Origin of the sequence: Halosimplex rarum, assembly GCF_047715405.1 — an archaeon.
GTDB lineage: Archaea > Halobacteriota > Halobacteria > Halobacteriales > Haloarculaceae > Halosimplex > Halosimplex rarum.
On the sequence record NZ_CP180412.1, the window covers coordinates 1,841,054 to 1,866,648 of the forward strand.

At 69.3% G+C, this 25,595-nt stretch carries 27 protein-coding genes; 14 read left to right on the top strand and 13 right to left on the bottom strand.

The annotated features are described in order from the left end of the window. Positions 1-84 precede the first annotated feature (84 nt). Positions 85-639 carry a type IV pilin gene (locus tag ACMGFH_RS09000; RefSeq protein ID WP_415382694.1) on the bottom strand — a complete coding sequence of 185 codons (555 nt, stop codon included), beginning with the start codon at positions 637-639 and terminating at the stop codon, positions 85-87. A 369-nt stretch (positions 640-1,008) separates the two neighbouring features. On the opposite strand from ACMGFH_RS09000, the gene mbhE reads away from it, so the two are divergent. The 9 genes from mbhE (at position 1,009) to ACMGFH_RS09045 (ending at position 9,603) form a co-directional block, all read left to right on the top strand. Continuing rightward, complete coding sequence (mbhE, locus tag ACMGFH_RS09005; protein WP_415382696.1) at positions 1,009-3,444, top strand: hydrogen gas-evolving membrane-bound hydrogenase subunit E; 2,436 nt, start codon at positions 1,009-1,011, stop codon at positions 3,442-3,444. Then, on the top strand, positions 3,441-3,917 hold the full coding sequence (locus tag ACMGFH_RS09010) for an MnhB domain-containing protein (protein WP_415382698.1): 477 nt from the start codon (positions 3,441-3,443) through the stop codon (positions 3,915-3,917). Before mbhE ends, ACMGFH_RS09010 begins: the two co-directional genes overlap by 4 nt. Further along, on the top strand, positions 3,914-4,282 hold the full coding sequence (locus ACMGFH_RS09015) for a sodium:proton antiporter (protein WP_415382700.1): 369 nt from the start codon (positions 3,914-3,916) through the stop codon (positions 4,280-4,282). Before ACMGFH_RS09010 ends, ACMGFH_RS09015 begins: the two co-directional genes overlap by 4 nt. Further along, positions 4,279-5,919 (top strand): complex I subunit 5 family protein, encoded by a 1,641-nt coding sequence (locus ACMGFH_RS09020; protein WP_415382702.1) that lies wholly within the window; start codon positions 4,279-4,281, stop codon positions 5,917-5,919. The genes ACMGFH_RS09015 and ACMGFH_RS09020 overlap by 4 nt, the downstream gene beginning before the upstream one ends. Before the next feature lie 42 nt (positions 5,920-5,961). Continuing rightward, complete coding sequence (locus ACMGFH_RS09025; protein ID WP_415382704.1) at positions 5,962-6,603, top strand: Na+/H+ antiporter subunit E; 642 nt, start codon at positions 5,962-5,964, stop codon at positions 6,601-6,603. Continuing rightward, positions 6,593-6,883, top strand: coding sequence for a monovalent cation/H+ antiporter complex subunit F (locus ACMGFH_RS09030; protein WP_415382706.1), 291 nt, complete (start codon positions 6,593-6,595; stop codon positions 6,881-6,883). The genes ACMGFH_RS09025 and ACMGFH_RS09030 overlap by 11 nt, the downstream gene beginning before the upstream one ends. After that, complete coding sequence (mnhG, locus tag ACMGFH_RS09035; RefSeq protein ID WP_415382707.1) at positions 6,880-7,242, top strand: monovalent cation/H(+) antiporter subunit G; 363 nt, start codon at positions 6,880-6,882, stop codon at positions 7,240-7,242. Before ACMGFH_RS09030 ends, mnhG begins: the two co-directional genes overlap by 4 nt. Before the next feature lie 146 nt (positions 7,243-7,388). Further along, on the top strand, positions 7,389-8,156 hold the full coding sequence (locus ACMGFH_RS09040) for a class I SAM-dependent methyltransferase (protein WP_415382709.1): 768 nt from the start codon (positions 7,389-7,391) through the stop codon (positions 8,154-8,156). A gap of 130 nt (positions 8,157-8,286) precedes the next feature. Then, positions 8,287-9,603, top strand: a complete 1,317-nt coding sequence (locus ACMGFH_RS09045; RefSeq protein WP_415382710.1) for a glycosyltransferase family 87 protein — start codon at positions 8,287-8,289, stop codon at positions 9,601-9,603. Between the two features lie 16 nt (positions 9,604-9,619). Here ACMGFH_RS09045 and coaBC read toward each other — a convergent pair whose 3' ends face one another. From coaBC to ACMGFH_RS09070, 5 genes are all read right to left on the bottom strand, one after another. Further along, a complete protein-coding gene (gene coaBC, locus ACMGFH_RS09050) occupies positions 9,620-10,774 on the bottom strand; it encodes a bifunctional phosphopantothenoylcysteine decarboxylase/phosphopantothenate--cysteine ligase CoaBC (protein WP_415382711.1) in 1,155 nt (384 codons plus the stop codon). A gap of 278 nt (positions 10,775-11,052) precedes the next feature. Continuing rightward, a complete protein-coding gene (locus ACMGFH_RS09055; RefSeq protein ID WP_415382713.1) occupies positions 11,053-12,516 on the bottom strand; it encodes a hypothetical protein in 1,464 nt (487 codons plus the stop codon). Next, complete coding sequence (locus ACMGFH_RS09060; protein ID WP_415382715.1) at positions 12,513-14,012, bottom strand: DUF58 domain-containing protein; 1,500 nt, start codon at positions 14,010-14,012, stop codon at positions 12,513-12,515. Before ACMGFH_RS09060 ends, ACMGFH_RS09055 begins: the two co-directional genes overlap by 4 nt. Next, positions 14,009-14,689 carry a hypothetical protein gene (locus tag ACMGFH_RS09065; RefSeq protein ID WP_415382716.1) on the bottom strand — a complete coding sequence of 227 codons (681 nt, stop codon included), beginning with the start codon at positions 14,687-14,689 and terminating at the stop codon, positions 14,009-14,011. The genes ACMGFH_RS09060 and ACMGFH_RS09065 overlap by 4 nt, the downstream gene beginning before the upstream one ends. After that, entirely contained in the window at positions 14,686-15,846 is a 1,161-nt protein-coding gene (locus ACMGFH_RS09070; protein WP_415382718.1) for a DUF4129 domain-containing protein, read from the bottom strand. Before ACMGFH_RS09070 ends, ACMGFH_RS09065 begins: the two co-directional genes overlap by 4 nt. 95 nt (positions 15,847-15,941) lie before the next feature. On the opposite strand from ACMGFH_RS09070, the gene ACMGFH_RS09075 reads away from it, so the two are divergent. After that, the gene (locus ACMGFH_RS09075; RefSeq protein WP_415382719.1) at positions 15,942-17,024 is read left to right on the top strand and encodes a M48 family metalloprotease; all 1,083 of its coding nucleotides are present in this window, start codon (positions 15,942-15,944) and stop codon (positions 17,022-17,024) included. Positions 17,025-17,048: 24 nt separating this feature from the next. Here the strand turns inward: ACMGFH_RS09075 and trpB are convergent, their stop codons facing one another. Continuing rightward, positions 17,049-18,212, bottom strand: a complete 1,164-nt coding sequence (gene trpB, locus ACMGFH_RS09080) for a tryptophan synthase subunit beta (RefSeq protein WP_415382721.1) — start codon at positions 18,210-18,212, stop codon at positions 17,049-17,051. Between the two features lie 136 nt (positions 18,213-18,348). Here trpB and ACMGFH_RS09085 point away from each other — a divergent pair, with 136 nt between their 5' ends. Next, positions 18,349-18,849 (top strand): DUF5518 domain-containing protein, encoded by a 501-nt coding sequence (locus ACMGFH_RS09085; protein ID WP_415382722.1) that lies wholly within the window; start codon positions 18,349-18,351, stop codon positions 18,847-18,849. Between the two features lie 119 nt (positions 18,850-18,968). Continuing rightward, a complete protein-coding gene (locus ACMGFH_RS09090) occupies positions 18,969-19,499 on the top strand; it encodes a type II toxin-antitoxin system RatA family toxin (RefSeq protein ID WP_415382723.1) in 531 nt (176 codons plus the stop codon). Positions 19,500-19,560: 61 nt separating this feature from the next. Here the strand turns inward: ACMGFH_RS09090 and ACMGFH_RS09095 are convergent, their stop codons facing one another. Further along, positions 19,561-20,238: a plastocyanin/azurin family copper-binding protein gene (locus ACMGFH_RS09095; protein ID WP_415382724.1), complete on the bottom strand. Its 678-nt coding sequence runs from the start codon at positions 20,236-20,238 to the stop codon at positions 19,561-19,563. A gap of 123 nt (positions 20,239-20,361) precedes the next feature. Between ACMGFH_RS09095 and ACMGFH_RS09100 the strand changes: the two genes are divergently transcribed. Together ACMGFH_RS09100 and ACMGFH_RS09105 are read left to right on the top strand one after the other, a co-directional pair. Then, positions 20,362-21,105, top strand: coding sequence for an ATP-NAD kinase (locus tag ACMGFH_RS09100; RefSeq protein WP_415382725.1), 744 nt, complete (start codon positions 20,362-20,364; stop codon positions 21,103-21,105). A 71-nt stretch (positions 21,106-21,176) separates the two neighbouring features. Continuing rightward, a complete protein-coding gene (locus tag ACMGFH_RS09105; protein ID WP_415382727.1) occupies positions 21,177-21,626 on the top strand; it encodes a hypothetical protein in 450 nt (149 codons plus the stop codon). 804 nt (positions 21,627-22,430) lie between these two features. Here the strand turns inward: ACMGFH_RS09105 and ACMGFH_RS09110 are convergent. Genes ACMGFH_RS09110 through ACMGFH_RS09130 form a run of 5 tightly spaced genes read right to left on the bottom strand, consistent with a single transcriptional unit; the run spans position 22,431 to position 25,594 of the window. Continuing rightward, entirely contained in the window at positions 22,431-22,703 is a 273-nt protein-coding gene (locus ACMGFH_RS09110; RefSeq protein ID WP_415382728.1) for a hypothetical protein, read from the bottom strand. After that, a complete protein-coding gene (locus ACMGFH_RS09115) occupies positions 22,696-23,139 on the bottom strand; it encodes a hypothetical protein (RefSeq protein WP_415382729.1) in 444 nt (147 codons plus the stop codon). The genes ACMGFH_RS09110 and ACMGFH_RS09115 overlap by 8 nt, the downstream gene beginning before the upstream one ends. Continuing rightward, entirely contained in the window at positions 23,140-23,901 is a 762-nt protein-coding gene (locus ACMGFH_RS09120; protein ID WP_415382731.1) for a cytochrome bc complex cytochrome b subunit, read from the bottom strand. A gap of 4 nt (positions 23,902-23,905) precedes the next feature. Continuing rightward, positions 23,906-24,709, bottom strand: coding sequence for a cytochrome b (locus ACMGFH_RS09125; RefSeq protein WP_415382732.1), 804 nt, complete (start codon positions 24,707-24,709; stop codon positions 23,906-23,908). Between the two features lie 3 nt (positions 24,710-24,712). Beyond that, a complete protein-coding gene (locus ACMGFH_RS09130) occupies positions 24,713-25,594 on the bottom strand; it encodes a ubiquinol-cytochrome c reductase iron-sulfur subunit (protein WP_415382733.1) in 882 nt (293 codons plus the stop codon). Position 25,595: the final 1 nt, after the last annotated feature.

Genomic DNA, 25,595 nt, shown 5'->3' on the forward strand with positions numbered 1-25,595 from the left:
TCAAATGTGAATGAGTCGCCCGCGAGTAGCGGGCAAAACCGCACGTCTACCGCCGTCCGAACGGCGTGAGATATGCCGAGCCCGTTAGGCCGTCGGGCCGGTCCACTCCTTCATCGTCGAGGAGCTGTCGCCAGCCGTGCTCTGCCAGACGATGCGGGCTTCACCATCGGAGCCCACGTCAGCGATCTCGATAGACATGCCTGCCTGAACATCGGATGTAGCTCCGATGTTGGGCGGATAGTTATCCCAACTTTGACCCAAACTGGCGCCGCCCGAACCGGGGGAACCACGGATGTAGAGGTTCTGAGCCTGAATGGTCTCACCACCGTCGTGAGTGACTTTGAGCGGTGCCGTGCTGCCCGCCTCACCGTTCCACTCGAAGCTGAACGACGCCTGCGGGGTTGTGCTACTGACCTGGTCGCCGAGTCCGAGGACGAACGTCGCGATGACGGCCGCGAGGATGACCGTGATCGCGACCATGAGGATGACGCCGATGACCGGCGACACCGCGTCGTCGTCCGCGAAGAGTTGATTGAGTTGCATTGTTGTTGTCGTCACGCCCGATGCGTGGGGCCGAACCCCTGTCTCGCCGCCGGCCTGACGTCGAATCTGGACCGAGCTGCGATCGGTGCGTGTCACCTACGCCTCACCCAGCGCCGCACATAAGCGTCACTACCGTATTATCAAAATCGGAAATTCAAGGGCGTGCTGTATCGTATCAACACTGATACTCGGGCGTATCGTGCCGATTGAATCGACGAGCCGAGTCGTGGAACTGTCCTGAGAGCGGACGGGAATTACGCGAACGACATAGCTGACGGAAATTATATCTTCACTAATATGATTCCCGATGCCCGAAATTCTGACGAGTATATCTGTCGGCTATGATTCCAGAGTTATAACACGATGGCCGGTTCGTCAGTGGGTTTTCGGCAGCCGGAGATCGTTCGGGGGTCACGCTCGGCGAAGTTGAGAAGCATTAAGTCGCGTCTCGGCAGATGAACGCGTGTGCAACCGAGCTCGTCCGCGCTCCTGGCGCTGTTGGCACTGCCGTTTCTCGGTGCGGCGCTCGCCCCCCTGGTCTACCGGGTGCTCGGCGAGCGGACGGCCTACTTCGCCGCGGCCGTCGCCGCGGCCTCGCTCGCCCTCGTCGCCAGCCTCTACGGTACCCACGGGACGGTCGTCGTCCCGTGGATCCCGACGTACGGGGTCTCGCTGGCGTTCTACGTCGACGGACTCGCCCTGCTGATCGGGACGCTGGCCACCGGTGTCGGCGTCCTCGTGTTCACCTACTCCGGTGGCTACATGCACGGCGAGCCCGGCCAGGCGAAGTACTACGCGACGCTGCTGGCGTTCATGGGGTCGATGCTGGGCGTCGCCTTCGCGGCCGACCTGATCGCGCTGTTCGTCTTCTGGGAACTCACGAGCGTCTCGTCGTTCCTGCTCATCGGCCACTACCAGGACGCCGACGCCTCCCAGTACGCCGCGCGCAAGTCCATGCTCATCACCGTCGCCGGCGGCCTGTTCATGCTCGTCGGCTTCCTCCTGCTCCACGTCGTCGCGACGGGTGTCCCCGGCGTCGACTCGGCGTTCCGGCTCGCCGGCGAGGGTTCGATACTCGCCAACGCCGACACGATGGTCGCCGCCTTGCGCGCGCAGGGACTGTTGGTTCCGGTGCTCCTGCTCGTCGGCGTCGGCGCCGCGACCAAGTCCGCGCAGGTCCCCTTCCACATCTGGCTGCCGAACGCGATGGAGGCACCCACGCCCGTCTCCGCGTTCCTCCACTCCGCGACGATGGTCAAAGCCGGCGTCTACCTCGTCGGTCGCTTCCGCCCGCTGCTCGTGACCGACGAGTGGACGCTGGTGTTCGGCGTCCTCGGCCTCGCGACGATGACGATCACCGCGATCCTGGCCGTCGGCGCCAGCGACATCAAGGAACTACTGGCGTACTCGACGGCCTCGCATCTGGGGCTCATCGTCGCCGGCTACGGCATGTCGGGCTATCTCGGCGCCGAGACCGGGGCCTTCCACATCCTCAACCACGCGCTGTTCAAGGCCGCCCTCTTCCTCGTGGCCGGCATCGTCGCCCACGAGGCCGGCACGCGCGCCATCGACGAGCTCGGCGGCCTCGCCGAGGACCTGCCGATAACGGCGGGAATCACGTTCGTGGCCGCGCTCGGGATGGCCGGCGTCCCCCCGTTCAACGGCTTCTACTCCAAGGAGTTCCTCTTCCACGCCGTCTACGTGACGGCCGAGCAGTTCGTCGCGAACGGCGGCTCCGTTCTCTGGTGGCTCCTCCCCGCTGTCGCCGTCTTCGGGAGCATCTTCACGTTCCTCTACTCGATTAAGTTCCTGATGCTCTTCTTCGGGGACAAGCCCGACGCGCTCGGCGAGGTCCACGCGCCCCCGCTCGCGATGACGATCCCGGCGTTCGTGCTCGGGACGCTCGCGCTGCTCGTCGGCCTCGGCGGCGTCGCCGCCACGTTCGGGTATCACGGCTGGCCCGTGGGCGCCCTCGAGAGTTTCGTAGGGAGCGTCACCCACAGCTCCGTCGCCCCCGGAGGCGAGAGTCACGACTTCTCGTACTACCTGCCGACCGAGGTCTCGCCGTGGCTGATCATGAGCGCGGTCACGATCGGCGTCGGCACTGTCGCCTACCCGTTCTTCGACCGCATCCGCGATGCCGTCCGGGCGGTTCGAAGCGTCGACCCGCTCCGGCCGAACTGGTACTACGACGGGATCACCGAGGGACTCGACCGCTCGTCGGCCATCGACCTGATCCAGACGGGGAACCTCCGCACGTACGCGGCCGTGCTCTCGCTCGCGCTCGCGGCACTGACCCTCGGGGCGTACGCCGCCGCGAGCGTGGCGCTGCCGGACATCGTCTACGCGGGCCTCGAACCCGCGCTCGTGATCGTCCTCGCCGTCGCGGTGATCGGCGCGGTCGCCGTCGCCGCGTCGCCGTCACATATCTCCGGCGTCCTCACCCTCTCGATCCTCGGGTTCATGGTCGCCATCTTCTACATCCTCGGGAGCGCGCCGGACCTGGCGCTCACGCAGCTGGTCATCGAGACGCTCGTGCTCGTCATCTTCCTGCTCGTGCTCGACAAGCTCCCGGCCTTCTACGGCACGGTCGACAGGCTCAAGGCGGCCCGCGACGCGGTCGTCGCCGCGGCCGTCGGGCTCACCGTCTCCGTGACGGTGCTGCTCTCGACGGCCGCCGGACCCGACGACGTGATCGCCCAGTACTTCGTCGCCAACGGCGGCGTTCCGGCCGAACACGACCCGATATTCGTGAACGCCGGCGGCGGCGGCAACATCGTCAACGTCATCCTCGTGGACTTCCGTGCGTTCGACACCCTCGGGGAGATTTCGGTGGTGGCGATGGCCGCGCTGTCGGTCATCACGCTCATCGCCATGCGGGAACGAGGTGAGATCCAGTGAGTCTCGACAGGCAACCGACCGTCATCGCACGCACAGTGACGCGACTGGTCGTCCCGCTCATCCTGGTGACGGCGTTCGCCCTGCTGTTCCAGGGGCACAACCTGCCGGGCGGCGGCTTCATCGCCGGCGTCCTGACGGTGACGGCGTTCGCCCTCGTGTACATCATCTTCGGGCTCGACTACCTGGAGACCGAACTGCTCGACCGCAACCCCGAGACGCGCTACGAGACCGAGTCCGGCATCGTCCGCGAGTACGGCGCCGTCTTCTCGCTCGGTCTCGCCGTCGCCGTCGGGAGCGGCATCGCCGCCATCGCGCTGGGCTACCCGTTCCTGACCCAGGCAGTCGCCTTCGTCGAACCACTGCCGATCTACGGGTATCTGGAAGTCGCATCGGCGCTCGCGTTCGACCTCGGGGTGTACGCCGTCGTCGTCGGGGCGCTCCTGACGATCCTCGCGGAGGTGGGCGCGGAATGACCCAGGTCATCCTCGCCGGCGTGCTCGGGCTCCTGTTCGCGCTCGGCACCTACCTGATCCTGCGCAGGGACGTGGTCCGGGTCATCTGGGGCGTCTCGATCATCAGCCAGGCGGCGAACGTCTACCTCGTCACGATGGGCGGGCTCACCGGCCAGTCGCCGATCCTCGGCCACGGCGGCGAGCACCCGGTCGCCTGCTCCGTGCCCGACGCGGGCGCCAACTGCGTGACGGACCCGCTCGTCCAGGCGCTCGTCCTGACGGCCATCGTCATCGGCTTCGGGACGACCGCGTTCGCGCTCGTGCTGACCTACCGGCTCTACGAGGAGCACGGCACGCTCGACCTCGGGGAGGTGACCGTCGAATGAGCGCCGACCTCGCTATCTCGACGACCCACATTGTCGTCGCGCCGATGCTCGTCGCGCTCGTCACCGCGGTCCTGACTCTCGCGACGCGCCGCTACGACCGCCTCCAGCGGGTCCTCAGCCTGCTCGGCATCGGCATCTACGCGGTCGGCGTCGCGGTCCTCGCCGAACGCGTCCTGGGCGGCGGGACGCTCACCTATCAGCTGTCGGCCTGGCCGGCGCCGTTCGGCATCTCGCTGGTCGCCGACGCGCTCGCCGTGTTCATGCTCGCGCTCGCCGCGCTCGTGACGGTCGCCATCCTCGTGTTTTCGGTCGCCTACGTCGACGACCAGGGCCAGCGCGTCTCCTACCATCCACTCTTCCACTTCATGCTGCTGGGGGTCACCGGATCCTTCCTCACCGGCGACATCTTCAACCTCTTCGTCTGGTTCGAGGTGATGCTCATGCCCAGCTACGTGTTCGTCGCCTTCTACAGCGGCCCGCGCCAGACCGCCGCGACGCTGCAGTACACCGTCCTCAACCTCGTCGGCAGCGCGCTCATGCTGGTCGCCATCGGCGGCCTCTACGCGACGATGGGGACGCTCAACATGGCCGACATCGCCCGCCGGCTCGCCGACCCCGCGGCGTTCGGGATCGACCCCGCACCCGTCCTGGGGCTGTCGGCCATCCTGTTCATCGTCTTCGCGCTGAAGGCGGGGATCGTCCCCTTCCAGTTCTGGGTGCCGCCCGCCTACCGCGCGGCGCCCGCGCCGATCTCCGCGTTCCTCGCCGGCGTCACCAAGAAGGTGGGCGTCTACGCCATCGTGCGCCTCTACTTCACGGTGTTCGCCGCGGGGACCATCGAGGGCGGGCTCGACCTGCCCGGCCTCTCGGGCGAGTCGTTCCTCGCCTTCTTCGGGCCGGTCCTCTTCCTGATGGCGCTGGCGAGCATGCTCGTCGGCGGGATCGGCGCGGTGAGCCGCGGGAACCTCGACGACGTGTTCGCCTACTCCAGCATCGGGCAGGTCGGCTTCATCGTCCTGCCGCTGGCGGTCGTCGCGACTGTGGGCGACCACTCCCTCGGGGCGACGGCGACCGACCTGCAGGTCCTCGGGATCGTCGCCGCGCTGGTCTACTCGCTCAACCACGCCGTCGCGAAGTCCCTGCTGTTCATGGTCAGCGGCGCCGTTTTCGACGCGACCGGGACGATCGAATTCGACCAGATCGGCGGGCTGACGACGCGGTTCCCGGTCCTCTCGGGGTCGTTCTTCGTCGGCTCGCTCGCCCTGGTCGGGATCCCGCCGCTGTCGGGCTTCTTCGGCAAGCTCCTGGTGTTCGACACCGGAGGCCGGGCGCTCGCGGCCGGAGCGCCCGGCGCCGGACTCGCCCTCGCCGGCGCGCTCGTTGGTGCGATATTCACGATCGCGTACCTCTCGCGGACGTGGACGAAGGGGTTCTGGGGCGCCGTCACGCCGGTCGTCGAACACGGCGACCGCTCGACCGTCCTCGTCGGCGTCGTCGCCGCGCTCGCGCTGGTAGTCGTCGCCATCGGCATCGGCTTCGACCCGGTGTACGACTTCGCGGCGTCGGCCGCCGAGGCCGCGCTGGACACGGAGGGATACGTCGACGCCGTCGACCCGGAGGTGGTCGCTCATGAGTGAGCGACCGCAGGTGACTTCGGTGACGACCGGGGAGGTGGAGACATGAGACGCTGGATCGCCGTCGGCGCCGGCCTCGCTGTCGTCTGGCTGTTCGTCCGCGGCGTCACGCCGGACGCCCTCGCCGGCGAGTTCCTCATCGGCCTCGCGATCGGGATGCCGATCGCCTTCGCCTTCCGGCGCTTCTACCTGCCGGAACTGCCGCTGGGCGAACGCCTTCGCGGGCTCCCGTACGTCGGAATCTACCTCGCGCACTTCCTCTGGGAGCTGCTGACTGCGAACGTCGACGTCGCCTACCGCGTCCTGGCGCCGTCGATGCCCATCGAGCCGGACGTGATCGAACTGCCGCTCCGGGTCGAGACCGACCTCGCGATCACGACCATCGCGAACAGCATCACGCTCACGCCGGGGACGCTGTCGATGGACTACGACGACGAGCGAAACACCCTGTACGTCCACGCCATCGACGGCCGCGACCACGCGTCCATCGTCGATCCCATCCGAACCTGGGAGGGCTACGCGCTCCGCATCTTCGACGAGGAGCGCGAGCCAGGCGACCCGGTCCCGGACCCGGACGCCGTGGCCGCCGCGTCGAACGGCTCGACCGCCGACGGCGACCCCGCCGAGACCGAAGCCACAGCGGGCGCGAGCGCCGCCGACGCGGGAGGTGAGACCGATGGCGAGTGAGCTCCCCGCGTTCCTGGAGACGGCCGTCCTCGGCGGCCTCCTCCTCGCCACCGCAGTGACGCTCCTCGCCGGCTACCGCGTCATCTGGGGGCCAACGGTCCCGGACCGGGTCGTCGGTCTCGACACTATCGGGACGAACGTCGTCGCCATCGCGGCGCTGTTCGCGCTCCAGACCGGCGAGAGCCTGTTCGTCACGGTGAGCCTCGTCCTCGCCATCATCGGCTTCATCAGCACCATCGCCGTCGCTCGCTTCGTCACGGAGGGTGACATCATCGAATGATCTCCACAGTCCACGCCGTCGTCGTGACCGCGCTCGTCGCCGTCGGGAGCTTCTTCCTCCTCGTGGGGACCGTCGGGCTCCTGCGGTTCCCGAACGTTTACAACCGGATGCACGCCACGAGCAAGGCCGCCACGCTCGGCACCTCGTCCATCCTGCTCGCCACGGCCGTCTACTACGGCCCCGCCGGGGACGCCCTCACCGCGCTCGTCGGTATCGTCTTCCTCTTCTTCACGGCGCCGACCGGCGCGCACGTCATCTCCCGGGCCGCTCGGAAGATGGGCGTCCCGTTCATCGAAAGCGCCGACTGGCCCGGGGCCGACCCGATGCGCGACGAGGACGGCCCGACCGACGACGACTGATCCGCTCGCGCCCCTCGGTTCGCGTCCAGCGACTCACGCTCGCCGGCTCTCGCTCACCGCCCACGTCCGCCGGCTCTCGCTCACCGGCGCGCCAGGCCCTCCCACACCCCCGTTCGGCTTTTCACGGTGGCCCTCGATCGGCCGGTATGGCCCACTGGACCGAGACCGCGTTCCGCGAGCGTCCAGACGTCTTTCGCCGCCACCTCGAAGACAAACTCGCGGAGGCGACCGCGGAGACCGAGGACCTGCTCGCGCTGCTGGCCGACAACGGCGTCGAACCGACGACGGCGCTCGACGTGGCCTGCGGCATCGGCCGCCACGCGGTCGAACTCGCCGACCGCGGGGTCTCGGTCCGCGGGATCGACATCTCCGAGTCGTACCTCGGCCGCGCCCGGGAGCGGGCCGACGAGCGAGGCGTCATCGAGAGAGCGACGTTCGAGCGTGCAGACATGCGCGACCTGGGCGACCGCACCGAAGAGTACGACCTCGTCTCCAACCTCTGGACATCGTTCGGCTACTACGACGACGCGACGAACCGCGCGGTCCTGCGGGGAATGTACGACCGGACCGCGGACGACGGGGCCCTCGTCATCGAACTCGTCAATCGAGAAGGTGTGCTGGCCGACTTCCGCCCCGCCGGCGTCCCGGAAGACGGCGACGCCCTCGTCGTCGAGTCGGCGGACTACGACCCCGAGACCGCCCGGATGGAGACGACGCGCCGCGTGTTCGCCGAGACCGACGGGGGCTACGACTACGAGGGCGAGATGGTCTACGACGTCCGGCTGTACGCGCCGGCGGAACTGGCCGCGTCCTGTCGGGAAGCCGGCTTCGCCGACGTGTCGCTGTACGCCGGCCTCGACGGCGCGCCCCTCGAACGCGAGTCGACGCGACTGGTCGTGGTCGCCGAGCCCTGACCGCCCGCGACCCGCCTACAGCGGGGCCGAAGCCGGCCACGCGTCCGACCGCCGTCACCGGGATCCGATGGCTCAAAGAGCTCTTTGACGTGACGGAAGACACTCATAATCGTCGACAGTATCGGCGAACATGTCACTGCTGGAGAGGCTGTGGGCGCGCCGCCGCGAGCGCCCCGGCCTGGTCCTCGTCGCCGCTCTCCTCCTCGGGGCGCTGTTGACCTACCCGTTCGTCGACTGGTGGCTGCGCGCGAACTTCGAGTTCGCCTCGAACTTCCGGTTCGGCGACTTCGGCGCGTACAACACCGCCATCGAGCGCTGGCACGAGGGCGAGTCGCTGTACCGCCGGACCGAGGACGGGGGCTTCTGGGGTACCTACCTCTACCCGCCGGTCGTGCTCCTGCTGTTCTGGCCGTTCACCGAACTGCTGGCGTTCCGGCCCGCCGCGATGGCGTGGGTCCTCTCGACGGGACTGTTCCTGTGGCTCGGTCTGCAGGCGCTGGTCGCCGCCCTCGGCGTGGACCTCCGCTGGTTCGAGCGGCTTGGCCTCGCCTGGCTCGTCGCCGGCTTCCAGCCGGTGATCCTGACCGCGAAACTGGGACAGACCGCCCTGTTTATGGGCGGACTCCTCTCGTTCGCAGCCGCGGCGATGATCGACGACGGGCGCCGTTCGGCGAACCGGGCCGACAACTCCCTCCGATCGTCGCCGGTGGCGCTCGCCAGCGGCGCGGCGACGGCGGTCGTCGGCATCGTCAAGTTCGCCTACGCGCCCGTCGGTGCGCACCTCCTCCACGACCGCCAGCGCATGGCGGGGGCCCTCTTGGCGCTGGTTCCCGTCCTCTGGTTGTCCATTCGGTTTTTCGACGTCTCGTCCTACCGGACCTACGTCGAAGTGCTCCGCTGGGGCGTCGAGCAGGGCGACGGCGGCGCGCGGTCGCCGACGCTCTGGCTCCCGCCGTACTTCAAACCGTTCGCGTGGCTCCCCGGCGCGCAGGCGCTGCGCGCGCTCGTCTGTCTGGGAATCGCCGGCCTCTCCGTGCTCGCCCCGTCCCGGGCGCGCCGGAGTGTCTTCGCGCTCGGCGTCGCGGCCGTCCCGCTATTCACGCCTCAGACGTACGCCTACTACTTCGTCGCCCTCCTGCCCGTCGCGCTCGTCCTGCTCGCGGTCGAACTCGAACGCGACGGCTATCCCGAACTCGTGCTCGTCAGCCTCCTGCTCGTCCACCTGCACTCCTACGGGCTGAAGTTCGTGGTCCACAACGTGCCCGCGGCGGTCCCGGCGTTTGAGACGCTGCAACCCGCCTACCTCCTCTTCCAGCCCGGGCTCTGGGGGAACGCGCTGTTGTTCGGACTGGCCGCGCGCAGCGTCGTCCGGTCGACGGACCTCTCGACGGTCCTCCTGACAGGGTTCGACGGGACGGGAAGCCGGGCGAACGAGAGCGACGGGTAGCGACAGCGGGCGACAGTCAGAGTTCCTCGGCGAGTTCCTCGGCGATGCGGGCGCCCAGTCCGGCCTTCTCGCCCTCGTACTCGCTCACTTCGTCGGGGCGAACGAGCAGCGCGCGCGTCCGGTCGGCGGCCATCACGCCGGCGTCGTTGCCGACGACGAACGCCATCCCAGCGCGGTCGAGCAGGGCACGGGCGGCCGCGACGACGTCCTCGTCGTCGCCGTCGGTCTCGGCCTTGAACCCGACGATGGGAAGGTCGGGGCGGGCCTCGCGGACGGCGTCGACGAGTTTCGGCGTCGGTTCGAGTTCGAGCGTCAGCCTCTCCTGCCCTGAGCGGATCTTCGATGGGCGGCGCTCGACGGTGTAGTCGGAGATGGCCGCCGCGGAGACGAGCGCGTCGGCGTCGGCCACGGCGTCGAGCGTCGCTTCGCGCATCTGCTCGCCCGACTCGACGGACGCGACGGTCGCGTAGGGAACGCCCTCACCGTCGTGGACGAGCGTCACGTCGGCGCCGCGGACGTAACACGCCCGGGCTACCGCACGGCCCGTCTTGCCCGAGGCGCGATTCGAGAGCGTCCGGATCGGGTCGATCGACTCGGTCGTCGCACCGCTTGTGACGACGACGTGGCGGTCGGCGAGGGCGTCCGGCGTCGCGGCGCGGGCGGTCGCCAGCGCGATGGCGTCCTCGGTCGCGATCTTCGCTTTCCCCTCCTCGACGCGCGGGTCGACGAACTCGACGCCCCAGGACTCGACGCGGTCGATGGCCTCCAGCACGCCGGGGTGGTCGTACATCGGTTCGTGCATCGCGGGCGCGACGACGACGGGCACGCCCGCCCCCAGCGCCGTCGTCGCGCAGGTCGTAACCGGCGTGTCGTCGACGGCCGCCGCTATCTTCCCGACGGTGTTCGCCGTCGCGGGCGCGACGAGGAACACGTCGGCCCACCCCTCGCGACCGCAGAGTTCGACGTGTTCGACGGCGCCGGTGATCTCGGTGACCACAGGCTCGTCAGTGGCAAACTCCAGCGACCAGGGGTGGACGATCCCGCGCGCTGCGCTCGTCGTGACGGCCCTGACGCTCGCGCCGCGGCGGCGCAGTTCGTGGGCGAGTTCCACCGTCTTCACGGCCGCGATCGAGCCGGTGACACCGAGCGCGACGTTGACGCCGTCCAGCATCGCTCGCAGGTTGGCGCCGGCGCGACTTATAAGAGGCGGCTCGGACGCGGGCGACGCTCTCGGAAGAGACGGATTCGGCGCGCCGATAGCGAGAACCGAGAGGGGGGAGAGGGGTGTCCGATTCGATAGGGGATGCCTCTGACACCCGTTCGATACTGGTCGGGACTGGCCTAATGAGTGTTCCGTTCGCTGACGATCGGTCCCGCAATCGGGCCGTCGGACGGTCGGCGTCGCCGTCGATTCGCCATCGGTCGGCCGATCCGCCGCCCGCAGACTCGTCAGCGCCGCACCGCGAACGCGACAGCGACGAGCGAACAGAGGACGAGGGCGAGCGCGACGGCGGCGCGGTCGTCCGGGATCCGGAGGGGGACCGCCAGGTAGCCGACTGCCGTCGCGACGGCGACGCCCCCGAGGAGCGCGCTCCCGGCGGCCGTCGCGTGGACGACTTCGGTCCGCGCCGGCGGGCTGATCCCGCCCAGGTCGCGTTCGAGTCCGACCGCGTGGACGCCGAGGTCCCAGACGAACAGGCAGACCGCGGCGCCGACGACGACGGCGACCGCCGGGAGGTCGTCCGCGAGCAATAGCGTCCCTCCGAGCAGCAGCGTCGCGCCGACGGCGAAGCCGGCGCCCGTCAGGTTCGCGCTGTCGACGAAGACGTGGACGCCGAGGATCACCGCGGCGGTCACCAGGATCGACACGAACACCCCACCCAACACCTGCAAGGCCGGTCCGAAGGCCGCAACCACAGCACCGGTCGGGACCCACGGCGCGAGCCACGCGAAGGCGAGTCCGAACGCGGCGAGGACGCCGACGGCGAACGCACAGACCACCGCGACGATCCCGCCCGCGGCGAACGCCAGCGTGTACCCGGGCGACGTCCCGGTCCAGAAGACGACGCTCCGCTGGAGCGGTGCGGCCAGCACGACGGCCGCGAGCACGGCGGCCACGCCGGCGAGCGCGACCTGCGTGGCGCCGGAGAGCAGCGCGACCTCCGCGGCCCGTTCGACGGCCGGACGCGCGGTCAGGAACGGATCCAGTAGGTCCGGGACGACCGTCGCGAGGACGAACTGCACGACCAGCGCCCCGACGTACCACAGCGGTAGGTCGGTCAGCCGGAGCCTGAACTGCGCGGCGAGGCCGTCGTCCATCTCGGTTCCCTCCGGCGTCCAGCGGTCGACGACCCGCGCCGCTCGCTCTGCGAGCAGTCCGACGCCGATGACGCCGACCTGGATCCACCACAGCGCGGCCATCGACGAGTACGTCGACAGCGCGAACACCTGCCCGAGCGCGATCGCCACGACCCCGGTCCCGAACAGGAACGCCCCCAGTGCGAACGCGATGCAGCCGACGACGACCACGAACCCGGACTCGGACACCGTCCGGTACAGTTCGGAGACCGCGTCGTCCGCGAACCCGTCCCAGCACGCGACGGCGACGACCGCCGTCCCGACGAGGAGCAGCGCGTACGCGGTCGCGTCCGCTCGGACCGCCAGCATTACGCCGCCGATAAGGAGGGCGCTCCCGAGCGACAGCGCCGTGCTACCGGCGCCGACGCGTCGCTTTCGCTCGCTCGTGACCGCGCCGGTCCCCCAGCCGAGCGCCAGTGCGCCGCCGCCGGCGACAGCAGCGAGCGACGGCGCGTCCAGCCCGACCGCGACCAGTGCGGCGAACGCGACCGCGACGACGAGCGCCGTGCGCGCGGAGACGACGCCGCTCCGGGCGCGACTGTCGGGAGCCGTCACGCGCCCCACCTCGCGCCGGCGCGATCGACGGCCGCCTGCAGCGGTTCGTCCGGGGTCCAGTCGACGACCCGGACCCGCTTCGTGCCGGTGACCGTCCGCAGCCGTTCGGACCGCTTGACCCGTTCCACGGTCCCGCCGAGGGTCGACCCGTCGGTCACGTCCGGGCTGACGACCGTCGTCACGTGCTCGCGGGCCACCAGTTCGTCCACCGTCCGGACCGAGACGTCGTCGAGCAGCGGCGTGACGAAGACGACCTGAGCACCGTCCGGGACGGCGTCGAACAGCTGGCGGTTCTGCTTGCCGACGTCGCCGGACCCACGGCCGGTCGCGTCCGGTCGCTCGCCCGACGCGTCCCCGCCGGCCGGGTCCGACTCGCGGTCGGCCGAGACGTACAGGTCGTCGACGTCGACGTCGAGTTGCGCCCGGAGCAACGTCCGGATCCGCAGCGTCTGCTCCGGGCCGCGGTCCGGGGCCACCGTCCCGAGCGTCCCGATGACGCCCGACGAGCGGTAGTAACACACGGACGCGCCGACGAGGTTCTGGTCGTCGAGGACCGCGTCGGCCAACCGAACCGTCGCGTAACAGCAAAGCTCACGGACGGTCGGTTCGCCGACCGCGCGTCGGTGGTCGAAGCGCCCGTCGACGACGAAGACGACCGTCGCCGCGTTCGACTCGCGGTAGGTGACGGTCGTGAGGTCGCCGGTCGACGCGTAGCGGTTCCAGTCGACGCGGCTCGCGGGGTCGCCGCGCGCGTACTCCCGGGTGGCGTAGAACTCGACGCCCTCGCCGCCGCTGTCGGTCTGGACGCGGCCCGACCCGATCCCCGTCTGGCCGGCCAGCGCCAGCGACTCGACGGGGGCGTGACAGACCAGCGTCGCCTCGGCGCCGTAGACCGTGCGACGGACGCCGACGCCGCTCGCGCCGCGCGCGACCGCGACCACGTTGCCGAAGGCGTGCTTCCCCCGCGAGATCCGCAGGTCGTAGCTGAACTCCAGGGCGTCCCCCGATTCGACGGTGCCCGCGGCGCGCGTCTCGCCGTCGACCACCTCCAGGCCCTCCGGCGGGTCATCCGCGACGCGCAGATCCGCGAGCGGTGCCGAGCCGACGTTCTCAGCCCGGACCGTCACCGTCGCTCGATCGCCCGGTTTCGGCGCCGCCGGCGCCACGGTCCGCTCGACCACGAGCGGCGCCGCGGGCGGCCCCGAGAGCGAGACGTAGCCGGCGTAGACCAGCCCGACGATCCCCGCGAGGAACGCGCCGGTGTTCGAGAGCACGACGCCGGCGCTTCCCGCGGCCAACGCGAGCACGAGGCCGACGACCCACCGGTCGTCTGCGTCGACGCTCGCCGTCTCCGAGACGGTCGTCGTCCGCGTCACCAGCGGCTCGTCCACGTATCCGCCAGTCGTCGCGGTCCGCCCGTCCTCGGGCCGCTCGCCGCGCTCGCCCTCGGCCGCCGCGGACGGTCGGTCGCCCTCGGCGGTCGTCTCCGCGCTCACGGCGACTCCACCTCCGACTCGACGTCGGCGATGGCGGCCAGTTCCGCCACGGTCGCCTGCACTCTCCGGCGATACGGATCCCCGCTGGCCCAGTCGATCACTCTGATCCGGACCGGGAGTTCCACGTCGCCCATGTACGCCGCGGCGCGCGGGTCGTCGGTCCAGGTCCCCTCGTCGAGCGCGGCCTGTAACCCGCCCAGGTCGTAGTCGGCTTCCTCCCGGAGCACGTCGACGGCCACTCGCCGGATCGTCCGCTCGACGTCGATTCGGCCCCGCAGTTCGACCGTGTCAGTCGGATCGGCGAGTCTCCGCAACGTCTCGTCGATATCGCCCCCGAGGACCTTGCCGGGCGATTCGTCCGCGCGCTCCGGGTGCGGGAGCGTCGTCTGTGTCTCTTCCGTCCCACTCCCCCTGGCCGTCCACAGCGACCAGAGGCCGAGCGCGACCGCGAGGTGCGCGATGAGGTAGACGAACAGCCGCGCCGGGTCGGCGAGTGCGCCGATAGCGTCAGCGACGCGGGGACCGCCGACGCCGGCCGCGACTCCGATGGCCGTCACCAGCGAGAGGACGCCGAGGCCGCCTGCGACAGTCCGGAGCGTCCGGGAGTTCAGAACGAGCGACCCGACGGACCGCCACGGGGCCTCACCAGCCGGATCCGCGGCCGACCGGTCGCTCATCGGTCGTCCTCCCGGTCGCGGTCGGCGAGAATGTCGCTCACGGCGTCGATCGCCGACCGCGTCAGGTCGCCCGACGGCGGCCGACCGCCGTAGCGCACGTCGCGGAACGCGCGCGTCAGTCGGCGGACCGGCCCGCGCGGGTCACCGTGCTCGACCGCCAACCGCGCGAACTCGCCCGGCGTGCGCGCCTCGGGGTCCTCGACAGGGAGCGGAGCGGCGAACGCCTCCCAGGCGCCTTCGACTGTCCGGATCGGATCGGCGCTCTCCTCCTCGGAGTCGGGATCGATCGAAGCCGTCGCGCGGGCGTCCGCAGTCGGCGACTCGCCCGTCGCTGTGCTCGTCCCGCCGCGGCCCAGCCCGGAGAACAGGCCAGAGAGCGAGAGCGACGGCGCGCTGGGGAGCGAGAACAGCCCGTCCAGCCCGCTCCCGAACCCCTTGCCGAGCGAGCGCGCCCCGGCACCGAAGACGAACGCGAACCCGCCGGCGGCCTCGCTCGCGAGCGACCCGGCGCCGGCGAGGATCCGCGCCGTCCCGGTCGAGACGCCGACGAGCGCGACCATCGTCGCCTGCGGGATCCGCGCCGCGACCGCCGTCGGCGACCCGGTGAACAGCCGCGCGATCCCACCGAAGAGACCGAGCGACTGCGCCGACCCGCCCGCGGATCCCCCGCTCTCCCGGAGGGCCTGGACGAATCGGCCCACGAAGACGAGCGCGAGCACCAGCACGAACAGGAGCGTGAGCCCGCCGACGATACCGAGCAAGTCGACGCCGCTCTCGTCGTCTCTCTCGGCTGTCGTTTCGATTGCCGTGGCCGTCGGCGTCGGGCTCGCCGTGGGCGTCGGCGTCGCTGTGCGCGTAGAAGCCGCCACCGTGGTCACCGTCGCCCCCGACGAGGCTCCGTCGGACCCGTCGGTCGCCGTCCCATCGACCGTCCCCCTATCAGCCGACGAGTCGTCCGCCGAGTCACCCGGGTCGGCGGTCGCTCCGTCCGGTCCAGGCGCGTGACCGTCCCCGGAAGCGGGGGCGTCGGGGCCGACGAGGTCGGTCTCCGAGGCCGGCGCGGATCCGAACCCGGTGGGCGGGAAGAGCGCGCTCCCGAGTGCGACCGCGACGACTCCCAGTGCCACCAGCACTGTGCGGTGCCCTGATCGCGTCACACCGGACACTGGACGCTGCGCGACTAAACTGTTGCCTTCGGTGACTGTTCCGACGATCGGACAGTTTTTGCCCCGTCCCCGAGAACGCCACTGACGTGCCTCTCAGCAGCGACCGCGGGCTGGCGGTCAGGATGGCGGCGACGCTCGCCGCCGTCGTCGCCGCCAACGCCATGTTCGTCGGCGCGCTCGTCTACCTGACGGCGCCGCGGCTCGGCGCGCTCGCACGGCGGGCAGGCGACGCGGTCGGACTACCCCCGGCAGTCACGGCGCTGTGGTGGCTCCCGCTGGCCGGCGCCCTCGTCGGCGCGTGCGTCTGGGCGCAGTTGCGATACGTCCGCAGCGAGACCCTGGGCGCCGTCGACGCCGAGCGCGCCACGGCGGACTCCCACCCGGAGCTGGACCGCCGCGTCACGCGGCTGGCCGCCCAGGCGAGCGTCCCGACCCCAGAGTGCTACGTCGTCGACAGCGAGACGCCCAACAGCTTCGCGCTCGACGGCGTCGGACGGCCCACGCTCGTGGTCAGCACCGGACTGCTCGCGACGCTCGACGGCGACCACCTCGACGCGGTCCTCGCCCACGAACTCGCGCACCTCCAGCACCGGGACGCGACGGTGATGACCCTCGCCTCGTTCCTCCCGGCGCTGACCAGCGACCGCTACTCCCTCCTCGACTCGCTGGGACCGTGGGCGCGCAGTCGCTTCGTCTGGGCGGTCGCGCTCTGTGTGGTCTACTTCGCCGGCGCCGTCGCGACGCGGTCGAACCCCTTCACCCCTGGGTACGTCGTCGGGTTCGTCGTCGGCCTCGCGGCGGTGATCGTCGGCGGCGGCGTCGTTCTCGGTATCTTCGCCACCGTCGCCGTCGCCGCCGCCCGCCGGCTCTCGCACTATCGCGAGTTCGCGGCCGACGACGCCGGCGCCGCGCTCACCGGCGACCCGGCCGCCCTGGCCGACGCGCTCGCGACGCTCGACGAGGAGACGGCGAGCGCCCCCTCCGTGGACAAGCGCCTCGCCTACGACGAGGTCCGCGGCCTCTGTCTGCTCCCGCACGGGTTCGAACCGGGAGACGGCGACGGTGCTGCTGGCGACGTTCACGACGACGAGTTCCACGTCGAGACGCGCTCGCACCCGCCGACCGACGAGCGGATCGCGCGACTCCGCGAGTTGGTGGAAACGCAGTAGTCGAAACCGAGCCGGCGCTCGCGATTAGGATAGGTCGAAGCGCTCGGCGGCGGTCTCCATGTCCTTGTCGCCGCGGCCGCTGAGGTTGACGAGGATCGTCTCGTGGTCGGTCTCCTCGGCGACGCGCTTGGCCATCGCGAGCCCGTGGGCCGTCTCCAGCGCCGGGATGATCCCCTCTTCCCCGCTCAGCGCGCGGAACGCCTCCAGCGCCTCGTCGTCGGTGATCGCCCGGTACTCAGCCCGGCCGACCTCCCGGAACATCGCGTGCTCGGGGCCGACGCCGGGGTAGTCCAGCCCGGCAGACACCGAGTGGACCTCTGTGTCGTCGTCGATCACTCTGGTCTTCATCCCGTGGATCACGTCCTCGTGCCCGTCGTCCAGCGGTGCGGCGTGGCGCGTGGAGTCGCTCCCCTCGCCGCCGCCCTCGCCGCCGTAGAACGCCACGTCGTCGTCCCGGAAGGCGTGGAACAGCCCGATGGCATTCGATCCGCCGCCGACGCAGGCGACCGCGGCGTCGGGCAGCTCGCCCGTCCGATCCAGGAACTGCTCACGCGCCTCGCGGCCGATGACCGACTGGAACTCCCGGACCATCCGCGGGAACGGGTCGGGGCCGACGACCGACCCGACCAGGTAGTGCGTGTCGTCGACGTTCTCGACGAAGTCCTCCAGCGCGGCGTCGACGGCGTCGGCGAGCCCCTCGCCGCCGCGGGTCACCTCGTTGACTTCCGCGCCCATCAGGCGCATCCGGAAGACGTTCATCTGCTGGCGCTCGACGTCTTTCTTCCCCATGTAGACCTCCGTATCGAGGTCGAACAGGGCGCCGACCATCGCCGTCGCCGTGCCGTGCTGGCCGGCACCGGTCTCCGCGATCAGCCGCGACTTGCCGGCCTTCTCCGCGAGCAGCGCCTGTCCGACGGCGTTGTTGATCTTGTGTGCGCCGCCGTGGAGCAGGTCCTCTCGCTTGAGGTAGATCTCCGCGCCGTAGCGCTCGGAGAGGTTCTCGGCGTGGTAGATCGGCGTCGGGCGGCCCGCGTACGACTCCAGGATCGCCCGGAACTCCTCGCGGAACTCCTCGGTCTGGGCGACCGTCTCGAAGGCGTCGGCCAGCTGGGCAAGCGGTTCCTGCATCGGTTCCGGCACGTGGCGGCCGCCGAACGACCCGAACTCGTGGTCTCCGTCCTCGCTCATGGAGTAGGCTGTCCACGGTCGAGACCATAGGTCTATCGACAGCCCTCGACCGATCCGTCGAAAGACCCGAAATTACGCGCCAAAGGCCCTCTATGTAGAACATAGGTTTATCGTGTGAGAGCGCCTATAGGATGCCATGGACACGAAATCCGCGGATTCGTTCGTCGCACAGCGAGAGGGTGACTTCTGGGTGAACGCGCTCATCGGGGCCGTCGCGATGGTCCTCCTCTCCTGGATCCCCTTCGCAACGGTGCTCGGAGGCGCCGTCGCCGGCTATCTGCAGCGAGGGACTCGCATGGACGGGGCGAAGGTCGGGGCCGTCTCCGGCCTCATCGCCGCGATCCCTATCTTCGGCGTCCTCCTGCTCGTCTTCAGCCTCTTCAGTTTCGGCGCGATCGCCGGCGGCGAGGCGCTCGGCCTGGTGATCGTCGTGGGGATCATGGTGTTCGCGCTCGCCGTCGTCGCGGCCGTCGTCGCGGGGACCGGCGCCGTCGGCGGCTACCTCGGGGTCGCCCTCCGCGAGCGCTCGGACGAGGGCGACGAATTCGACGACCGCGGCGACGGGTTCGACGACCGAGACCCGCGCACCGCCGATTCTGCCAGGGAGGCCGACGTCGAGGTCGACGCGGCCCACTGACCGACAACTCGGAACCAGTTCGATTTTCACGCTCGATTCGGCTCTTGTCCGGGGATCGCTCGCTGACCGTGAGCGGTCGCCCGCCGAGGCTATTAGTACGAGCGGCCCGCAGGGGACGTGTGGACGAAGTCGAGGTCAGTACGGTAGTGTACGTACCGCCCGACGAGATGTACGACTTCATCGTCGACTTCCCGCGGTACGCGAACTACTCCGAGTACCTCGAGGAAGTGCGACGCGACGGCGACGGCTCGCCCGGCACGCGCTACAGCCTGCGGTTCGCCTGGTGGAAGCTCAGCTACACGGCCCAGACGGAGGTCGTCTCGACCGAGCGGCCGAGTCGACTCGACTGGCGCGTCGTCAAGAACGTCGACGCCGACGGTCACTGGCTCGTCGAGGAAGTCCCCGAGGAGGCGCCCCCGAACGCCGAGACCGCCTCGCGCGTGACGTTGCGGATCGAGTACGAACCCGGCTCGGTCAACGCGGGTAGCATCGACCTGCCGCGGTTCGTCTCGCTGTCCTGGGTCGTCGAGAAGGTCAAACCGCTCATCCGAAAGGAAGCGACGCGAGTGGTCGAACGGATCGTCGCGGACGTGGAAGGCGAACCCCGCGAAGTCGACCTGACGGTCCACACCGGACCGGACGCTATCTGACACGAACTCGCTGTCTGCGACGACCGAAAAATTGGGCTCCGCGAAGGGGCAGGCCGACGCCTCAGGCCTCGTCGTACTCGCCGTAATCGCCGCCGTACTTGATGAAGAAGTACGCCAGACCGAGCGTCGCGGCCATCCCGAACCCGGTGGCGATGCCGAGGGACTTCGCCGCGTCGGGCACTTGCGGTATGCTGCTACCGCCGCCACCGCTGTCCACCTCGACGGTCGGAACGTCTTCGCCGACGGCGATGGCGCCCTTCATTCCCTGGCCCGCGTGGGGCGCGCAGTTGTACGTGTACATCCCGCCCGTTTCGAGCGTCGCCGAGTAGGTCTCCCCCTCGGAGATGGTGGCGAACTCGCCGCCCTCGGTCCCGTCGAGGCTGCCGCCCTCGGGCTGTTCGTTCGGCTTGACGTTGTGTCCGGCCTCCACGAACTCGAAGTTCACCGTCGTCCCCGAGTCGATCCAGATCTTGGTGGGTCCGAACGCGAAGCCGCCCGACCCGACGCCGACCTCGACGGTCGCCTCTGACTGCCCGCGGAGGTCCTCGTAGCCCTCGTCGTTGGCGTCGTCCACGTACGATGGCCACTCGGGTTGGACGTTTCCGCCGCCTCCGCCTCCGCCCCCGGTATCGGTCCCTTCCTGGGCGGCGGCGGTACCCGCGCCCGCCGCGACTGCTGTGGCGCCCGCGCCGGCGCGCAGGAACGCCCGACGTGACACGTCCGCGCTCTGATCGCTCATACCCGGGGGTTGGGGACCGCCCGTAGTGAATCCACCGGAACAGAACCGACGCCACGCCGCCCACCGCTCGCGACACACACGCGGTGCGGTGCCTTTTTGCCGAGTCCTCGCCACACTCCGGTGATGACGAACGGACCGGTCGTCGGTGTCGTCGGCGGCGACACCGACGGCGTCGTCGCCGCTGTCGAAGCCGCCGGCGGGACGCCAGTCGTCGGCCCTGCGCGGAGCGTCGTCGACGATAGCGAGGTGCTCGTCGCCGTCGGCGAACCGGCGCTACTTGCACTCGCGCGCGCGACGCCGTCGGTCCCCGTGCTGCCGGTCGCCGCCGGGCGCGGCGTCAGGTCCGTTCCGCCGGGCGCCGTCGACGAGGCGGTCGCCGCGCTCCTCGTCGACGACTTCGAACGCACTTCCCACCCCGTCGTCGACGTCCGCGTCGGCGACGGCACGCGCGCACGGGCGCTGCTCGACGTGATGCTCGTCAGCGCCGAGCCCGCGCAGATCTCGGAGTACGCGGTAGACAGTGGCGACCACCGAGTCGCCCGGTTCCGCGCCGACGGCGTCGTCGTCGCGACGCCGGCGGGGTCGAGCGGCTACGCCAGCGCGGCCGGTGGACCGGTCCTCGCCCCGGGCAGCGACGCCGCCGCAGTCGTCCCCGTCGCCCCGTTCGAGACGGACATCGGCCACTGGGTCGTCCCGACTGACGACCTGGGCGTCACCGTCGAACGCGACGAGACCGCCGTCCATCTCCTCGCCGACGACCGCGTCGTCGGCCAGGTCGATCCGGCCGAACCCGTCACCGCGTCGCCGGCCGCGTCCCTGGTCGTCGCGGTGGTCGAGGCGAGCCGGTCGCCGTACGCCCCAGCGTAACCCGCCTCCACCCGGTCCAGCGCCGCGCTGGATTGGAAAAACTCTAATGGGCCACGGACTGATCTCCCGCTATGGTTGCATACGAGCTGTTCGGGCCGATCGACGCCGCCCTCGGGGACCACATCACCGGGGAGATCCTCGTCATCGAGGCGGTGCTCCTCGGTCTCGTGGTGTTGAACATCGCCGCGCGCGCGCTGGCGCACAGACGCCACATCTCGCAGGCCGAGAACGGTGACGCCGACGAACTCACGCGTCACCCCTTCCACATCGCCACCAACGTCGCGCTCGTCCTCGGGTCGTTCTACTACGCGACCATCCACCACCACGCGGGGATGGTCGCCTCGACGATCGCTATCTTCATCCTGCTGACCGACCTCTTCGAGTTCGAATCTCGCCGGGTCGAGGTCCGCCGGGAGATCGACGTCGAGCGACCCAAGGCCGCGATCGGCGCCTCGCTCGTCGCCCTGCTGTACGTCGGGTACGTCACGTTCTTCTACGGCCCGCTCGGCCAGTTCCTGTAAAGCCATCTTTTTCTCTCGGGGGTTTCCTCGGTCGCTACGCTCCCTGCGGGAACCCCCGAGCCAAAAACATGGGTGAAATAGCCGGAATCTCGCTCCGCTCGATTCCGGTGAATCGCGCTCACTGCGTTCGCGCGAATGCTCAGTACAGCCTGTCGAGTGAACAGTTGCGGTGGCGCGCGCTGTCGCGAGTCTTGTCTTCCTCGTGAGCGAAGCGAACGAGGGTCAGCGAGAGCGACGCTCTCGCCAGACGCGACAGTATCCTGCGAGGTCTTCGTGAACGCAGTGAACGAAGGCTCGGAAGACGAGCGGATCGAGTCTTCCGGTGGATGAGGAGCGCAACGTAGTGAGCAGCGAGGGACCGAAGGTCCCTCGGGCCATGCGGACGACTCGCGGGTCGCCCGCAGACACCGCAATCGGCTGGGGAGGCGTGAGGCGCGGTGCTGTGCGGTTGCTGTTCTGCTGTCTTCCTGGCGGACTGAAAGGGCGAGGCGGGCTCGCGGCGACCGCAGGGAGCGGAGTCGTCTGAGTCGGCACTATCCGAGCGCAGTCGTTCGAAAGACGGCGGAGCCGTCTTTCGTGATGACGAGAGAGCGAAGCTCTCTCAGACCACGAGGATATCCGACTCAGCGACCGCGAGCCCGCCGAGGGCTTTCATCGCTTGCTGTCAATAGTGGCGGCGTCCATCTAACGTCATTTCATAGCCAAACCCACAGAAACAACGACTCAGTTTGCACGCTGTACCGACAGCGCGGCGAACTGAGCGAGCGCTCGGAACCGAAAGCGGCGAGAGAAATCGAGTCGTCGTCAGTTCGAGCGTTCGGCGTACGCTTCGCGTGTCTGTTCGATGGCGGGGATGACGACCCAGAAGGTGAGCGCGCCCATGATGGCGAACCACGCCATCACGTCCATCAGTGCGATCCCGATCTCGCCGTAGATAGACGAGGGGGTCTCGACCGGCGCGATCAGCTGGACGCCGCTACCCTCGAAACTCGGGGTGCGATACCAGCCGGCCAGGGTCAGCCACGCCATCCCCGCGCCGGACAGTATCGCCAACCCCTTCGCGAATTCGTCAGCCATTGTTTGACGGTTCGTCGGTGTCGTCTTTAGCGTTTCCCATTCCTTCGGCCCGGAACCGCGTCGAGAAGGCGTAGGTGACCGCCCCGAAGGCGATCAGTCCCACGCCGGCCAGCGCCACGAGCGGGTCGATCTCCGATAGCTCCGCCGTCGCCCTGTCCGTCGCCACGTCGAGGACGAGAAACCCTCCGACCACGGCGACAACCGCGATCAGCGTCGAGAAGACCGTCACGCGCTTGTAGACGGCCGTGGGGACGACGACGCTCCGCGCGTCGCCTCCGGCTTGGCCGCTCTCGGCGCCCTCGCCGTCGGAATCGTCGCGCTCCGAGCGCGTCTCGGAAGTCGCCGAGTCGAAACCGACCGCAGAATCCGGGTCCGTCCCGCGGGCGTCCGCGGCCTCGTCGGCCGAGTCGCCGGTCCGGGACGGGTCGTCCGCCATCTATTTCGGCGGCCGCAGCCGGTAGTACCGGCGGTTGAGGTTGAACATGTACCCTTCCCGCATCGTCCTGAGCACCGCGTACGCGAGGAACGCGGACAGGATCGGGAGCAGGAACGTCAGGTCGAACAGCAGGTGCGAGTCCATCGTGATCAGGTTCTTGACCGACAGCGCGGCGATGGTGAACGCGAACACGATGCCGCTAACGCCGACCGCGCCCCAGAAGGGCTGTTCGACCGGCCGGCGCGCGCTCCCCTTGTTGAGGAAGGGGACGATTGCGACGAACCCGACGACGACCAGGTTGGCGAGGACGCCGTACGTTCGGTCGGCCATCAGCTTCTGACCGCCCAGCAGGCTGATGTCGGGGTTGAGCGGGCCGAGTTTCAGCAGGCCGAACGACCAGTAGAGGTACCAGTCGGGCAGGATGACCGGCGGCGTCGACGACGAGTCGGCCGGCGGGCCGATGTGGGGCGGCAGCGCCGCCGAGAGGAAGATGATCATGCCGACGAAGAAACTCGTCAGCGCGAGGTTGCGGATCATCTCGTGGGGCCAGGTCGGGAACGCCAGCACGTCCCGTTCGACGTAGCTGGACTGCTGGCGCAGGTCCTGGTCCTCCCGTCGCGAGCGCTCGAAGTACTCGTAAGTCAGCCGGGCGAGCCCCTGCTGGCGCGCTTTCCGCTCGCTCCAGGTCGGGGTCTCGTCGTCCGGCGGGACGATACCCGTGCCGTCGGTGCGAACTTCTTCGCTGTTGTCGTTGTCGCTCATTGTATCAGTGTGGTTCCGCGATGCCCTGCATCCAGACGATGCCGATGTGGACGGCGATCAGCCCCGTCGTGACGAACGGGAGCACGAACACGTGCAGGATGTACATCCGCTGGACCGTCGACTGACTGAGGGTGAACCCGCCGAACAGCAGCTGAGCCACCCACTCGCCAATCAGCGGTATCGACAGGCTCATCTCGACGCCGATCTGCCCGGCCCAGAAGGCCAGCTGGTCCCACGGGAGCAGGTACCCCGTGTACCCGAAGACCATCGTCAGCGAGATGAGGACGATGCCGATGATCCAGTTGAGCTCGCGCGGCTCCTTGTACGCGCCCGTGAAGTACACGCGCAGCATGTGCAGGAACACGGCCGCGACCATCACCTGCGCCGACCACCGGTGGAGACTCCGGAGGAAGAAGCCGAAGTTCAGGTCGGTCATGATGAACGTGATGGAGTTGTACGCGAGGTCCGGCGTCCCGTTCGAGGCGCCCGCGCCGGGCGCGTAGTAGAAGCCCAGCAGCGCGCCGGAGATGGCGGCCACGACGTACGCGATGGTCGAGAACGACCCGAGCGCGTACAGCGGATACCAGTACCAGAACTTGTTGTCCAGGTTGTACTGCTCCGTGTGGCTCTTGGGCATCTGGAAGTTGACCTTGTAGTACATGTTCTCGAGGATCTCCAGATAGTCGACGATGCGCAGGCGCCTGTCGAGCCACAGCAACAGGGTGAGGTAGATCTCCTCGATAGCCGTCAGGTCGCGGCTCTCCATCCAGGTCTCGTGGTCGTGTTCCTCCTTGCGTTCTAAGCTCATCTGTTAGTCCTCCGGGCGCGGACGCGCGACGAACTGTACTTGTGTGGGACTGAACGGGTCGTAGATCGACTGGTGGCACTGACAGTACACTTCGTCCGCGCCGCCGAAGTTCGCGCTCCCTTCGAGCTGTTTGTAGCCCGGCACGCAGCAGAAGTGAGTGCACTTGTTGATCCAGGCCATGAAGTCCTGGTCGGTCGCCGCGTCGATGAAGCTCTGGATGTTTCCGGGGAGGTCGCTGAATTCGCCCTCGCCGTTGGCCATCTGCGAGACCTTCGTCGAGCGGAGCACCTGCACGGGAATGGTCTTCGCTTCCTCGCCTTGCGACCGCCAGGTGGCGCTCGCGGGCTTGCCGAGGCCGTCCTTCCCGATCCCGTTGCCCCACGTCTCGTAGTCGTCGAACATGTCGACTGTGAGGACGGTGTCGCCCTCGACTTCCTGCTGCCACTCGTACGCGGGCGGCGGACTCGCCGAGGCGCGGATCATATTGTCCGCGTCGGCAGTGGGCTGGACGCCCTGATACTGTTCAAGCCCGCAGTACTGGAACCACTGCGAGGAGTAAGTCACTCCGCCCAGGTCCATCTCGGCGATCGTCCGCTCGATACCTTGCACGGTCTCGGTGCTCGCTTCGGGGAAGAGCCCCTGCAGCTCGCCCGAGTCGGTCACTTCGACCGGGACGATCGGCATCCCGCGCGGCGCCGGCCCGTCCGTGTTCTCGATGGCGATGTACTGCGTCGGGCCGCCACCGCCACCCGACGCGGATGTCACCGTGTTCATCGCGGCCGCGCCGCCCGTTCCGACGCTCGCCAGTGCCGCACTGCCGACCACGCCTTTCACGAACCGGCGTCGACCCGTTTCTCCGGGGTACTTGTCTTCGTCCAGTGGCATT